A 14,679-nucleotide genomic window follows, 5' to 3' on the forward strand; every position below is an offset into this window, starting at 1 on the left:
TAGCCAGGTTAGATTTTTATAGTGTACTAAACATGTCTATTCATCTAGATTTTGGAAACATAACTGGTATATATATAGATGATATATTAAGAGATAATAGAAGATTAACACCCAATAAAAAATCATATACGTGGGATTATAAAACCCAAACAGATAAAGGTGACATAACTTTTGGAGCCTGTAAACGATTTTGTGTAAGTTCAGTTTTAGCTCTATCCACTTGGGGTACTCAATATTTAATATGAAAATCAGTAAAAAAATGACTTACAGGATCTGAATGCACAGGTAGTGTGTTAAATTTATATAATATCCTTAATATCAGAAGGATATAAACCTGTAAGGAGCGTAATGTCTTCCATAGAATAGCCTTTTGAAAGCATAGATTTAGCTATTTTTAGCTTACCCTTTTCTTCCCCTATTCGGATACCTTCTTGTCTCCCTTCTTCTATCCCCTTTTTTCTTCCTTTTTCTTCTCCTTCTTGTCTATATTTTTCCACTGTATTGGCTTCTATGAGTAACCATTTCAAGTGATCCTCATAGGCCATTCTTTCTTCCTCAGTGAAGTTTAAGGTGTCTAAAACATGTAAGGCCTTCTTTAGGCTAGGAATAGCTAATGGTGCAGGTAAGTTATCTTTGTTTAATAAATCATGACGCGTAAGAAAAGCCGTCCAGATATCTAATGATGTTTTGATTTTTTTCAATAAACTCTGTAGATTTTCATTTGGATCTTTACTGAACTTGGTTAACTCTACTGTATGTAATTCTAAATCATGAAAGTAGGGTAACCCGCTCTCTTGTTCTGTAATACGAAAGACATTATGATACTTTTTATTATCTGCTATGGAGATAAAGTTAAGTATATGAATTCCTATGGCTTTATTTAATTTAGCGTAACCTTGAGAAGCCTTTAACTGATCTGTATATAACTTAGCCCAATAATATAAAGCGCGTTTATCATAATCTGCTTCATCTGTGATTTGGATCTCTATATTAAACCTTTTGCCAGTTTCACTTGTGGCTTTAATATCTAAAATAGATAGCTTGTCGCTTCTAAAATTTTTTGGGTTATAAGGATTCAATAGCGTAACATCTACTACCTGATCTTCAATTGAAACCGTAGCGTTTATTAAAGAAATCAATAGATCTTTATTTTCCTCTACTCCAAATATTTTCTTAAAGGCTAAATCTACTTTTGGCGTAATTTGTTCCATAGAATATTCTATCTATTTAATCCGTAATCAGAGGTATATAATATAATTACACGCTACAATATACGTAATTTTTCTGTCCAATATAGTTAGATACACAGGGACCAATTTTTAAAATTTAATACAAAATGGGACCTAAGAAAAGAAAAAACATATGAAAGATATCTTTAATCAGGTTCGCGTTCCGCCTTATATCACGAACTATCAAAAAATGAGTCTAAAAATCGAATGATCTTTTGTAACTCATTATCTATTATATTGTAATCCATACAAAGTAATTACTGATTTCATAAATAACGAATTAAATTCGTAAATTTTAATCCTTTACGAACTTAAATGAAATAGCATAGCATGGCGTATCAATATGTAAGGGAACCTTTACGATTTGAGGAATCAGATCGGCTCTGTCAGGCTTGTGAAACTGTTCAAGAAAAATTAATCGTATGGACTTTATTAGATACAGGGTTAAGAGTATCCGAATTGTGTGGACTTACTACAGAGCAAATCCTATGGCAACAAAAAGCAATCCGTGTTTCTGGTAAAGGTGGACCATATGGGAAAAAATCTAAAAAAAGAGTGGTACCTATGTCTAAGCGCGTTCAAACATTGCTTGAACATTATTTCACTATTAATAATTCCTGGCCTATTGGAATAAGGCAAGTACAAAAAATTATTAAACAGATTGCTAACAAAGCAAAAATAACACAAGAAGTTACTCCCCATGTTTTGCGTCATACTTTTGCCACGTTGGCATTACAAAAAGGCATATCGTTGGCATCTGTACAAAAGATACTTGGACATGATAGACTAATGACCACAGCAATATATCTCAATTTTACAGATGCACACGTTATGGAGGAATATGCCACTAAATGGTACGCGTTTAGCGTACATTTGCGCACGATTTTGGGTTCTGTCGCGTTTGTTTTAAGGGAATGGGATCAAACTCGGTAAACCAAAAGGAACACTTCAAAAAAGTAAGTTTGATGTTGATAGAGACAAGATTATAGAGTTACTGAGTTTGGGTCTATCTGTTAGAAAAATAGCTAATTTGTTGAAATATAAAAACCATATCTCACTAAACACATATATCAACAAACGAAAATTATTTGATACAAAATTATGAATTTTATAGAAAATATAAAATGATTGATATTCAAATGATTATAGAAAAATTAATAAGGAAAAATAAAAGTCAGGATGATACAGAATCAATTGGTTAACAAGGATTTAATAACTAAAATCAGACAACCCGGGCTTTTAGTTAAATAACCCCATGTCTTCATTATGAACAGTAGCTATAGGACATATTTTTACAAAAATTTTAAGGCATAAGTTACAATATTTTTACTTATGAGTTCAATAAATAACCTAAAAATATCTATAACGCATATGTTTCTTAGTTATGTAAATGAGTATTAAGTTTCGCAAAGGGTCCACGGAATTGATTCACGTATTATCGATACGATTCTTTGTTGTTTAATGAGTAACCCTAACTGTTTTTATATGTTTCCCCCCCCCCCCCCCCCACTGAAAGTACTTCATTTTCATCCCAAAAAATGTAAATAAACTTTATAAACTAACTATTACTGTAAAATTTTTACATAATCTAGAATTCAGGTTAGTAAGGTTCCGTGATCACCTGAGGAGAAATTCTCGGGTAACTCGATATTGGATTATACTTTCTCTATTTGTGAACAGTTTTAGTAGATGGCTTTTTAGTCGTTTGATGTTACGTATGGGGCCATTTATGCAAAACCTTTCTGTCCCAGAGATGATGGGTAATGTATATGGTACTTGGCCAAGGATTATTACGGCTCTAGTTGGTATTTGCAGTTCTATTTGCTTCATTGCTATGCAGATTATCGTAATGTCCAACGCGATTAGCATATGTACTCTAAATTTATTTAATGCCGACATCATTAGCATTCTTGCTACTTTAGTCCTTATTTTTTATTCTATGTTTGGAGGTGTTCGTGCGGTTACCTATACAGATCTACTGCAGTTTGTAACTTTTGCTATAATTATTCCACTTTTAGCTTGGTTTATATTCAAACAAACAGGTAAATCAATGGTAGAGGTAGTTGCTTTGTTACAAACTGAAAAAAAATTTCAATGGAACAGTCTGCTGAACAGTTTATTCCACTTTGATATTAAATCATTGGGTATGTGGGCAATGATGCTATGCACTATGGTTCCTGATTTAGGGGCACCTGCAATTATGCAAAGGGTCTATATGTCTTCTGGACCTACTCAAGCTAAAAAAGTCTTTTTGTATGTGAGTGTTTTAGGTTTTTTGATCAGTGGATTTATACTTCTGATTGGTGTATTTGTTTTTATAGGGGGTGGGTCAACATTACCAGTGGAAGGTGTATGGGACTATATCATGACTAATATTTCACCCCTGTTTAAGGGACTAGTTTGTACCAGTTTTTTAGCCATGGCTATGTCTACAGCCGATTCTTATTTAAACGCCTGTTCCGTTATAGTTAGCAATGATATGGTAAAGATCCTACAAAAGAGAGAAAAAATTACTGATGTCTACCAGTTTAAAATAGCTAGATGGACTACCCTATTAGTGGGCCTATCGAGTATGTTTTTAACTTTTTATTGTAAGGATCTTTTAGATTTACTTATGTTATCCTTTGCTTTTTCTCTTCCAATAATAGCCTTTCCAGCTTTGTTAGCTGTTTTTGGCTTTCGGGGTACGTCTCGTACGGCTTTAATAGATGGGTACAGGTGTCTTGGCCATTTTAGCTTGGAAAAAATGGGTTACATCCACAACTGGTATAGACGGCTCCTTTGTTTGTATGTTGGCCAATGGTTTAGATATGATGGTCGCACACTATCTACTGAAACAGCCGAAAGGTGCAGGATGGGTGAAACCCGATAACGTATTTAGACAAATCCAACAAGAGGATTCCCGGAAGCACGCGGAGCAAAAAGAAGCGATTCAAAACGCTTGGGCCAATAAAAAAGACACTTTTGCTCAGCTGATACCCAACAATCTTACCCTATATTTAATAGGGATCTATACAAATTATTACTGCCATTCTAAGTTATTGGTTTATTAGACCAGGTTGCATCCATGCTGCCATATGCCAAGTGGTGCTAGGTGCTTTTTGTATAGCTTCTAAAGCTTTCCTTGGCAAAATACTTCCCAACTGGTTTATTAACCTAGATTCGCTAATCACCTTAGCTGTTTATCTACCCTTAAAACTGATTGAGAACTGGTGGGATATGCTAGATCCCATCTTTAGTCTATCTTTATCTTTGACCTATTGTGGGATAATATTATGTCTATTCCCCCTCTATCTCGCTATAGAGGTGGTTGCCATTACATTTTTAGGGGGCATTATTGCATTTGAGTGGTCTTTTGCCCTATTCGCTTCCCTATATCCGCTATTTCTAGCAGGCCTATGTATGTTTGCCATAATGCTATGATAAAATAGATTATATGGATCCTAAAAAAGAAAAAGAGGCCCCACCATCTATAGACCTGGAGCAGGATACCCTATCTAGTGTAGTCCGTGCCCATTATGGCTATCTAGAAGCTGCTTTTGACCAAAAACAACCTACTATGTTGATGGTACTGCCCATAGATATTACGGATATCCTCAATAAAATGACCGCTAAATTGCCTATAGATTCCTTAACTATAGAAGCGCCTGTTACCCCTAAGGAGCAAGCAGATTCCATGATGAAACTCATGCAATTCCACGACCATATCTGTAAAGCATCTTATCATGCAGATCCTATGGATCTAAAGACCATTTCAGGTATACTTTTACTGCTCAGGAAGCATTTTGGCTTTAAGCGGCATGTCTCCGGACAATTGTTTTATGTACGGGCAGTAGGCATGGTTCTGTCGTGTCTGTAGTTTATTTTGTATAGGTCTCTCCCTAACTTAATGCTTTTTTTAAATAGATGCGAGAGAACCCTTTTTGGTGCCACTATGTTTTTCCAAGCAAGTCTAACAAATAGGAATCTTTCTAATGTTGTATTTTTACAGTGATTTTAACATTATGCATCTATTGCCATAGGCTTTATAACCATTTTTTTCAATCCCAACCGTTGGAATAAATTATGATCTTGTTCTGGTATTGGATTTTGAGCAGTAAGTAGCTTTTCACCATAAAAGATTGAATTGGCTCCAGCAAGAAAACATAATGCTTGAAATTCATCTGACATTTTCTCTCGCCCAGCTGCCAAACGAATATAGGATGTTGGCATCATGATGCGTGCTACTGCAATCGTACGAATAAAATCAAACGGATCAATATTGTCTACATCCTCAAGAGGCGTTCCAGGAATCTTCATCAGCATATTAATTGGAACGGATTCTGGTGGCGTATCCATGTTAGCAAGAAGGATCAACATTTTTATGCGATCTTCATTTGTTTCTCCCATACCGAGAATGCCACCGCAGCAGACCTTAATGTCTGCATTACGGATCTGCTCTAGGGTATTTAAACGATCTTTAAAACTACGTGTCGTTATAATTTTATCGTAATAAGCTTCCGAAGTATCCACATTATGATTGTAAAAATTTAACCCAGCTCTTTTGAGCATATTAGCCTGGTTATCTTTTAATAAACCAAGTGTAACACAGGTTTCAAGACCTAGCTTTTTTACTTCTTTAACCATTTCGCAAACAATTTTTAAATCTTGATCACGTGGTCCACGCCAGGCTGCACCCATACAGAAGCGGGTGCTACCCGTTTCTTTTGCACGTTTGGCTGCTGCAACTACTTCTGCAATGGTTGATAAAGACTTTTTTTGTAATCTAGTGTTATAGTGTGCCGATTGGGGGCAATAGGCGCAGTTTTCAGGACAACTACCTGTTTTAATACTTAAAAGCGTACTAACTTGGATTTCACTAGCATTAAAGTGTTGCTTATGTTCTTTTTGTGCTGTATACATTAACTCTGGAAATGGAAGACTAAAAACTTTGTCTACCTCAGAAAAAGTCCATTTTGGAACCATTATTTTGACATTTTTTTAGATAAAATTATGTACAAGTTATATCATAAATACCTTCATGAACAAAAATCTAAAGAAAAATATAGACAGTTACAATTAGATTTGGATAAAAACCACATTGATTTCTCTACGAATGATTATCTTGGGCTCAGTAAGTCAAAAGTAGTATTTTTAGCAGCACAATCTGCTGGACAGGAGTTTGGAGTAGGTGCTACAGGTTCTCGTTTACTCTCTGGTAATAAAAGCCTATTTCAGCTTTTTGAAAATAAAATTGCCCAAGATAAAAAAACGCAAGCAGGTCTTATTTTTAATTCAGGTTTTCAAGCTAATATAACAGTTCTTTCTAGTCTATTAGATGCATCAGTATGGGGTAGTCGACCTATTGTTTTTTTTGACAAATTGAATCATGCAAGTTTGTATCAAGCTGTATTTTTAAGTCATGCTGAGCTTATACGCTATCAACATAATGACATGGATCATTTAAGTAAGTTGTTGACCAAACACAAAGATGACAAAAGGCCAAAGTTTATCGTTACGGAAACCATTTTTGGTATGGATGGAGATATAGTACCGATAGATGAAATTTTTACGATTAGTAAAGAAAATGAATCTTTTCTATATTTAGATGAAGCACATGCAACGGGTATGATTGGCCATAATGGCTATGGATTATCCACGCATATTAACCTTGCAGAAATTCCCCATTTAGTATTAGGCACTTTCAGTAAAGCTTTGGGGTGCTTTGGTGCATATGTTGCTTGTGCCAATATCCTAAAGGAGTACTTAATTAATAAATGTCCAGGGTTTATCTACTCGACTGCCCTTTCTCCAATGGTAATTGGAGCCGCATCTAAAGCTTGGGACTTAGTAAGGCATTATACTGCTCAACGTCAAAATTTATATTTTAAAGCTGAAAAACTCAGGAGAAAATTGCAGCACCTTGGATTTAACATAGGTCATTCAATCACCCATATTATACCAATTATTATAGGGGATGAACGCCATGCCATCTATGTAAAAGAGCAGCTTTTAAAACATCGATTGGTTGTTTCTATGGTACGTCCACCTACTGTTCCACCTGGTACCTCAAGATTACGGATTGCACTTAATACAAGTCACAGTGATCAGGATTTAGACTATTTAGTAGATATACTTAAACAAGTATGAAACCACTTTTTATATTTTGTCATGGTTGGGGATTTGATCAGCAGTTTTTTGAGCCACTTATAAAAGAATACTTTCCTACCGTTGGCTGCCATTCTTTAGACCTTGGTTATTTTGGAAATGAAAAAATAGACCTTCCGACTGATCAGCCATTTATTGGTGTGGGTCATTCCCTTGGATTTATAAAATTGGCTTCCCTAAAGGTGAAATTTACGGCACTTATTGGGATACAGGCTTTTATAAACTTTTTAGGATTTGATCCACAATTGCAAAAAAAAAGAAGGTTAGAACTTAAAACCATCTTCAACTATTTTCACCGCAATCCGATAGATACATTGACATCGTTCCATAAACGTTGTGGACTAGATTATACCTTTCCCAAAAGTTTTAATACAACAAAGTTGATCCAAGATTTGGCATTGCTCACTACTACACATCCATTCCCATCTATACCACTATTGATAATAGGTGCAAAAAATGATTCTATTGTACCTCCACCCCTTATATATGATAATTTTAGTAAATTAAGTAAATATGTTAAAGTTATAGTGCATCACAAAGGTCATCATTGCTTAGGCCTATATGAGCGTCATTTTATATATCAGCAAATTATAAATTTTTTAGATAGAATTGGCCAAAGTATACATACAACGCAACTTTAACAGCGCAAGCGCATCTTATGATGCAGTTGCTTCTATTCAAAAAAAATGTGCTACACAGTTAGTTGGTTGCTTGAAAAAGCATTTTCCTACATGTCATCCAGATACTATTTTAGATTTGGGTACAGGTACTGGATATATTCCAGAAATATTATTGTATGCTTTTCCTGAAAGCAAGTTTACTTTAAATGACCTATCATTTAATATGCTTGATAAAGCAAAAAAGAAACTACCCAGTAAAAGGGTCAGCTATATTTTAGGTGATATGGAAGTACAAGATTTCGATTTTCATGATCTTATCATCTCCAATTTGGCACTACAATGGGTAGACGATTTATATAGAACCATAAGAAAGTTTTACGAAAAATCAGGTTTTTTTGCTTTTTCATGTTTACTCGATGGTACATTTAGTGAATGGTCTAAAATCTTTATAGATGCCTCTCTGACTACACCCATCCATCGGTATCCATCTAGACCAGCATTAGAGCATTATATAGGTTCCTTAGAGCCAAGTAAATACTTTTGCGATGTATGTGCCTTTGATGTAGTTTTTTCAAGCGCAGCCGACTTTATGAGATACTTAAAGGCACTAGGCGCAAATTACAGCCACCAGCACATTACGATAGCTGATTTAAAAAGGATTATTAACATGTATAGAGATAAAATTAAGGTCACGTATAAAGTATTTTTTTGCATTTTAAGTAGATGAAAATCTTTATCACCGGAACAGATACAGATGTTGGTAAGACCATTGTAAGTAGCTGGCTTTGTCTACATACTGGATACGCTTATTTTAAGCCTATTCAAACCGGAGCTATTTTAGGTAGAGACAGTTATACAGTCAATCAATTAACAGGAACCGATGTCTATAAAGAAGCATTTCTCTTTAAAGCGCCATTATCCCCCCATTTGGCTGCATCAATGGAAAGCAAGGAAATTGACATCAACAAGATAGAGTTACCTAAAGTCAACCATTTAATTATAGAGGGTGCTGGAGGCATTCTTGTTCCAATTAATGAAAATATACTTATGGTTGATCTAATAAAGCAGTTTGCGATACCGGTCATCTTAGTAGCTCGGTCTACGCTTGGCACTATTAACCACACATTGTTAAGTTTAGAAGCCTTGCGTGCAAGGGACATACCTGTACTAGGCATAATTTTAAATGGGCCATATCATCAAGATAATCTTCAAACAATCGAATCCTATGGTAAAACGCAAGTGCTGGCATCTATCCCTAGATTAGCCCATATAACCCAAAAACACTTAATAGAAGTACCCTTTTCTGATCCATTACAAACTATTTTTAAACTATGCATCTAAAGGACAGAGATCGCAAACTGATATGGCATCCATTTACGCAAGAAAAAACAGCTGAACCGCCTATTGCCATTAAAAGGGGCTATGGGTCTTATCTGTATGATACAGATGATACACCATACTTAGATCTTATCTCTAGTTGGTGGGTAAATTTACATGGTCATGCGCATCCCGATATAGTCAAAGCTATACATGCGCAAAGCATGACTTTAGAACATGTGATTTTTGCTGGATTTACCCATGAACCTGCGGTACAGCTTTGTGAAAAGCTCCAGCCTTTGTTACCAGGGTTTTCCAAATTCTTTTTTTCAGATAATGGTTCTACAGCGGTTGAAGTAGCACTAAAGATGGCTTATCAATATTGGCGCAATCAAGGTGTACTTACAAGAACCATCTTTTTAAGTTTTGATGGTGGATATCATGGCGATACATTTGGCGCAATGAGTATAGGGGTAAAATCTGGTTTTCATACACTATTTTCAGATCTATTTTTTTCCGTTTTAACGATTCCTTTTCCTGCAACTTGGGATGGAGATGAAGCCATGCAAAGTAAAGAAGCCTATGCACTTGAAGTATTGGCCTCCCATTTAAGTACCAGTGGTGATCGCATTGTTGCATTGGTTTTAGAGCCTTTAATACAGGGGGCAAACGGGATGAAGATGTGCCGTCCAGCCTTTGTTGAACAGATCGTTCACTTGGTACAGAACTATGAAATCTTAGTAATTTTTGATGAAGTAATGACCGGTTTTGGCCGTACCGGTACCTACTTTTGTTTCGAACAGATTAACATTATACCAGATTTTCTATGTCTTGCTAAGGGATTAACAGGAGGCTTTTTACCCCTTGCTTTAACCATTACGACAGAAAAAGTTTATAAAGCATTTTGGGATGAGCCACTTAACAAATCTTTTGCGCATGGCCATTCTTATACAGCGAATCCTTTAGGCTGTGCAGCGGCCATTGCTTCTTTGGACTTATTGATGCAACCAAGTACTATGCAATCCATTCAAGCCATTCATCATACACATACAAAAGAAATAGTCAATTTACCAGCAAAACATAAACGTATTACCGGTACAATAGCCGCATTTGATGTAGGCAATGCACAAACCTTCAAAAGAAAATGTTTAGAACAAGGACTTTTGATCCGGCCGCTTGGTAATGCTGTTTACCTGTTACCGCCCTATTCCACCACCGTCTCTGAATTAGAAGAAGCTTACGAAAAAATTAAAAATATCCTTTGATATTCATTTAAAAAGGATGTAGCGGACAGAAAAATTAGGACAAGAAAATATTAATTTTATTTCTATGTATTTGATTTTATTATGTTATTTGTTTCACACCTGTAGCAGTTTACCGCCCCATAATACCTAAAATATAAGAGAAAAGAGCGCGTTATACAAAATCAACCATAGATGCGATACAACTATTAATTTTATTCTTTTATTTTTTATATTAGAGCTTTGGCCATGCCGACAGCAAACAGCCATATTGTACGGCTTCCCAACCAAGTTAATTTGACAATATTACTAATTGCTACCAAGTAGCCAAAAATACTGTTATTTTTTGTGCTAATGTGTGTATATGCAGAACAATAAAAAAATTGGGTAAAACCTGACTGTATAATTTTTGTAAGTACGAATCAAGATGAAAGGTAATATCAAAGCAATTGGAAGATTTTTAGCAGTACTCCTTGCCTTACTCTCCGTAGGTATGCATTGGGGCGTTGTAGTCATACCCATCCTTGCTGGGTATAAATTTAACATGTTATGCATTGCCTTCCTACTCCTATTTTTGTCTATAGTTCTTTGATAAATAAGCAGTACTAGCATGAATGTATTAAACATACTAGAAATAGTGTTTTTTTAAAGCAATCGAACAATTTGCGTTGTAAAAAATAATTAAAACCATAAAACATAGAACCTCGATGACCTATTATACAGAAGAAGGATTAGAGCGCATGAAGAAAGAGCTAATTTGGTTAAAAAGCGAAGGGCGCATTCGGGTGGCCAATGACTTGGCAGAAGCTCATAAAAAGGGAGATCTAAGTGAAAATGCCGAATATGATGCTGCTAGAGATGCACAAGGATTATTAGAAGCAAAGATTGCTGCTTTAGAAACTTTGGTGGCCAATGCTAGAGTACTACAAGCAGATGAAATTGACTTATCTCGCGTTTCTATTCTCTCTAAAACACGGGTTAGGAATAAAAAAACAGGTACAGAATCTGTTTTTATGCTTGTCTCTCAGGGTGAAGCTGATCTAAAGCAGGGTAAGATTTCTGTTGAATCCCCTATGGGCAAAGGGCTATTAGGTAAAAAGGTATCTGAGACTGCTCAAATCGATACCCCCTCTGGTATCATTGAATTGGAAATTTTAAAAATCGGCTTAGATCTTTAAAATTATTCATACAAACCTTACATAAGAATTTGCTGCAATCTTTTATTTCTATTAATTTAGCAAGTATTATAAAATAGTTTTAGCAATATGGCTTTACGGATAACAGAAGCATGTATTAATTGTGGTGCATGTGCAGTTGAGTGCCCTAATACTGCAATATATGAAGGTGGAGCAGATTGGAAATGGGCTGAAGGTACGCAGTTGAAAAGCGTGGAGGTAGGGGGAACGTTATTGGATGCAACCACGCCACAACCACCCTACACAGATGATACCTTTTATATTGTTACAGACAAGTGTACAGAGTGTGTTGGTTTTCATGAAACACCCCAATGTGCAGCAGTTTGCCCAGTAGACTGTTGCGTATTAGATCTAGATCACCCAGAAACAAAAGAAAGATTGCTAGAAAAAAAGAATTTTTTACATGGGCATTAAAACGTGTCGCCAGAACCAGGATATATAATTTTATATATAAATTAACTATACAGTGGAATTACACAGAGGATTAGATGAGGTTTATTCCAAAAGAGTAAATGCAGGAAAAAGAGTTTATTTCTTTGATATAAAGTCAACCAGAAGCAAAGACTATTATCTTACCATCACCGAAAGTAAGAAAAGAGCAGAAACAGATGGCATGGCTTACGAAAGGCATAAAATTTTTTTATATAAAGAAGATATAAATAAATTTATTCGTGCACTTAATGAAGTAGTTGATCACCTTAAAACTACGCTAATGGCGGACTATGCATTCGATCAATTTGATCGGAATACAGAAGAAAATCCAAACAAATAAGCTATTCACATCAAATTAAGACACATTTAGGATGCTGATAGCCGTCATATTAAAGTTTTTGATTTTATACATTGATCCATGGCTTTAAAATGTGGACTTGTTGGGTTGCCCAATGTAGGCAAATCTATGTTATTTAATGGTTTATCAAATGGGAATGCAGCTTCTGCGAACTTTCCTTTTTGTACCATAGAGCCTAATCTAGGTATGGTAATGGTGCCAGACCCACGTATCGACCTCCTTGTTAGACTGGCAAAATCTAAAAATAGTATACCTGCTATTATAGAGTTTGTAGACATAGCTGGATTGGTAAAGGATGCCCATCAAGGAGAAGGGTTGGGTAATAAATTCCTTAGCCATATTCGCGAAGTGGATGCAATTGTACATGTGATCAGGTGTTTTGAGGATGAAGATGTATTACATGTAGCTGGTGGTGTAGATCCTGTTTTTGACAAACAAATTATAGACCATGAACTACGGTGCAAGGATATCGATAGCTTAACCAAAAGGTTAAATAAAATGGAGCAGTTTGCTAAACATCCATCAAAAGCTTCACAAGATGGCTATAAGCTATTGAATCTATTTTTAACAGCACTTAAACAAGGCCGTAATGCACGAGATATTCGCGTAACAGCAGCAGATCAGCCATTGATTGATGATTGGCAGCTACTTACGTCAAAACCTGTTATTTACTTTGCCAATGTAGATGAGGCCACCATACTTGGCCACAAGAACCTTCACTTGTCTTCCCTACAAGAGGCTGTTACCGAAGAAAATAGTAAGATGATTGTAGGCTCAACTGCATTAGAAATACAACTTAACGCATTAAGTGGTGAAGAAAAAGATTTTATCTTACAAACATACAAACTTAAAGCATCTGCATTAGACACGCTTATTCAATCAGCCTATTCGTTGCTTCAGCTTATTACCTATTTTACAGTAGGCCCACAAGAAGTACGGGCATGGACTATTCAAAATGGCACGAAAGCACCTCAAGCAGCAGGCGTAATTCATACAGACTTTCAACGTGGATTTATTAAAGCAGAGGTTATTGCTTTTGAAGATTATCAAACCTATAAAAGTGTAAATGGTTGTCGTGAAGCGGGAAAGCTACGCATAGAAGGTAAAGATTATATAGTCCAGGATGGTGATGTAATCCTTTTTCGTTTTAATGTGTAGGTAGGCTAAATGGCATATATCAAATGAACGCTACCTACCTGCTTTTAATGTGTACCATAGTGGTAGCTTTATTTTGTAAGAAAAGCAGACCTATCTACCTATGGATAATCGCTACAAATTTAGTAGCGTGGTACCAAGGTGTAATAAATAGCATCGGTATCTTTTTTTTAGCGCTATTTACCACTCTTAATTATATATATTTAAATTTTCTACTGAACAAGTTCCTAAAGACTTTATTGTGTATAATAATATATACATTTATAGTAGCAGCTATGATTCATTATCTCCCAGGGTTTTTGAATTTATGGGTGGTCCATGAATCAAAACTATCCACATTATCTATACCCTTTTCAATGCATTTAAACTTTGATCAGCCTATGGTTGTGCTAATGGTTTATTGTATGAGTGACCTATCTACTTTAGAAAAAAATAATAACCTGAGCTGTCAACAGCTCATGAAATATACCATTGTTCCCTATATATGCTCTATTCCATTTATTTTTATACTCGGTTATCTAAGTGGCCTTATATTATTTGATCCTTGCCTGACCAATATACTGTGGATATGGATCATGCATAATTTTTTTTTAGTTTGTCTGACAGAAGAAGTACTTTTTCGTGGTTGTTTACAAAGAGCCATTCAAAATGGGTTAACCCGTTATGGCGTGCACAATGGATTATGGGCCGTTATACTCGCTTCATTCCTATTTGGCATAGTACATTTTAAAGGAGGTCTTATCTATATGGGACTCGCGGCTATAGCTGGTTTTTTATATGGATATGCCTATTACAAAACAGGTAAAGTAGTATGCGCGATGATCGTCCATTTTGCTGTAAATCTACTCCACTTTTTACTATTTACCTATCCCATGGCAATGGCTAAATAAGATTGTTTCTTCTAAAGAAGCAAAGCTTAACGATGGTTTTAGCAGCTTAAGTCTATTGGTCATCATATGCATGTATCATATTTTGAATAAAATA

At 35.5% G+C, this 14,679-nt stretch carries 16 protein-coding genes; 14 read left to right on the forward strand and 2 right to left on the reverse strand.

From position 1 onward, the window contains the following. Window positions 1-299: 299 nt before the first annotated feature. Window positions 300-1,211 carry an Rpn family recombination-promoting nuclease/putative transposase gene (locus tag AL022_RS02530; protein WP_014934702.1) on the reverse strand — a complete coding sequence of 304 codons (912 nt, stop codon included), beginning with the start codon at window positions 1,209-1,211 and terminating at the stop codon, window positions 300-302. Window positions 1,212-1,559: 348 nt separating this feature from the next. Between AL022_RS02530 and AL022_RS02535 the strand changes: the two genes are divergently transcribed. From AL022_RS02535 to AL022_RS02550, 4 genes are all read left to right on the forward strand, one after another. Further along, complete coding sequence (locus AL022_RS02535; RefSeq protein WP_014934703.1) at window positions 1,560-2,162, forward strand: tyrosine-type recombinase/integrase; 603 nt, start codon at window positions 1,560-1,562, stop codon at window positions 2,160-2,162. 739 nt (window positions 2,163-2,901) lie between these two features. Beyond that, window positions 2,902-4,101, forward strand: a complete 1,200-nt coding sequence (locus tag AL022_RS02540) for a sodium:solute symporter family protein (RefSeq protein ID WP_158309913.1) — start codon at window positions 2,902-2,904, stop codon at window positions 4,099-4,101. Further along, the gene (locus AL022_RS04445; RefSeq protein ID WP_148269045.1) at window positions 4,088-4,282 is read left to right on the forward strand and encodes a hypothetical protein; all 195 of its coding nucleotides are present in this window, start codon (window positions 4,088-4,090) and stop codon (window positions 4,280-4,282) included. The genes AL022_RS02540 and AL022_RS04445 overlap by 14 nt, the downstream gene beginning before the upstream one ends. A 383-nt stretch (window positions 4,283-4,665) precedes the next feature. Continuing rightward, entirely contained in the window at window positions 4,666-5,088 is a 423-nt protein-coding gene (locus tag AL022_RS02550) for a hypothetical protein (RefSeq protein WP_014934707.1), read from the forward strand. Window positions 5,089-5,231: 143 nt separating this feature from the next. Here AL022_RS02550 and bioB read toward each other — a convergent pair whose 3' ends face one another. Continuing rightward, on the reverse strand, window positions 5,232-6,194 hold the full coding sequence (gene bioB / locus AL022_RS02555; protein WP_014934708.1) for a biotin synthase BioB: 963 nt from the start codon (window positions 6,192-6,194) through the stop codon (window positions 5,232-5,234). Between the two features lie 27 nt (window positions 6,195-6,221). Between bioB and AL022_RS02560 the strand changes: the two genes are divergently transcribed. From AL022_RS02560 to AL022_RS04550, 10 genes are all read left to right on the forward strand, one after another. Beyond that, window positions 6,222-7,358 (forward strand): aminotransferase class I/II-fold pyridoxal phosphate-dependent enzyme, encoded by a 1,137-nt coding sequence (locus AL022_RS02560; RefSeq protein WP_014934709.1) that lies wholly within the window; start codon window positions 6,222-6,224, stop codon window positions 7,356-7,358. Further along, window positions 7,355-8,017: an alpha/beta hydrolase gene (locus tag AL022_RS02565; protein WP_014934710.1), complete on the forward strand. Its 663-nt coding sequence runs from the start codon at window positions 7,355-7,357 to the stop codon at window positions 8,015-8,017. The genes AL022_RS02560 and AL022_RS02565 overlap by 4 nt, the downstream gene beginning before the upstream one ends. Then, a complete protein-coding gene (locus AL022_RS02570; protein WP_014934711.1) occupies window positions 7,986-8,723 on the forward strand; it encodes a methyltransferase domain-containing protein in 738 nt (245 codons plus the stop codon). The genes AL022_RS02565 and AL022_RS02570 overlap by 32 nt, the downstream gene beginning before the upstream one ends. Further along, window positions 8,720-9,337 carry a dethiobiotin synthase gene (gene bioD, locus AL022_RS02575; protein ID WP_014934712.1) on the forward strand — a complete coding sequence of 206 codons (618 nt, stop codon included), beginning with the start codon at window positions 8,720-8,722 and terminating at the stop codon, window positions 9,335-9,337. The genes AL022_RS02570 and bioD overlap by 4 nt, the downstream gene beginning before the upstream one ends. Continuing rightward, the gene (gene bioA / locus AL022_RS02580; RefSeq protein WP_014934713.1) at window positions 9,328-10,578 is read left to right on the forward strand and encodes an adenosylmethionine--8-amino-7-oxononanoate transaminase; all 1,251 of its coding nucleotides are present in this window, start codon (window positions 9,328-9,330) and stop codon (window positions 10,576-10,578) included. Before bioD ends, bioA begins: the two co-directional genes overlap by 10 nt. A gap of 683 nt (window positions 10,579-11,261) precedes the next feature. After that, complete coding sequence (gene greA, locus AL022_RS02585; protein WP_014934714.1) at window positions 11,262-11,732, forward strand: transcription elongation factor GreA; 471 nt, start codon at window positions 11,262-11,264, stop codon at window positions 11,730-11,732. An 87-nt stretch (window positions 11,733-11,819) separates the two neighbouring features. Continuing rightward, window positions 11,820-12,164, forward strand: a complete 345-nt coding sequence (locus tag AL022_RS02590; RefSeq protein WP_014934715.1) for a 4Fe-4S binding protein — start codon at window positions 11,820-11,822, stop codon at window positions 12,162-12,164. 52 nt (window positions 12,165-12,216) lie between these two features. Then, on the forward strand, window positions 12,217-12,522 hold the full coding sequence (locus AL022_RS02595) for a DUF3276 family protein (RefSeq protein ID WP_014934716.1): 306 nt from the start codon (window positions 12,217-12,219) through the stop codon (window positions 12,520-12,522). Between the two features lie 78 nt (window positions 12,523-12,600). Beyond that, on the forward strand, window positions 12,601-13,698 hold the full coding sequence (gene ychF / locus AL022_RS02600) for a redox-regulated ATPase YchF (protein WP_014934718.1): 1,098 nt from the start codon (window positions 12,601-12,603) through the stop codon (window positions 13,696-13,698). A 353-nt stretch (window positions 13,699-14,051) separates the two neighbouring features. After that, on the forward strand, window positions 14,052-14,585 hold the full coding sequence (locus tag AL022_RS04550) for a CPBP family intramembrane glutamic endopeptidase (protein WP_198407661.1): 534 nt from the start codon (window positions 14,052-14,054) through the stop codon (window positions 14,583-14,585). Window positions 14,586-14,679 lie beyond the last annotated feature (94 nt).

Origin of the sequence: Cardinium endosymbiont cEper1 of Encarsia pergandiella (genome assembly GCF_000304455.1) — a bacterium.
Taxonomy (GTDB): domain Bacteria; phylum Bacteroidota; class Bacteroidia; order Cytophagales; family Amoebophilaceae; genus Cardinium.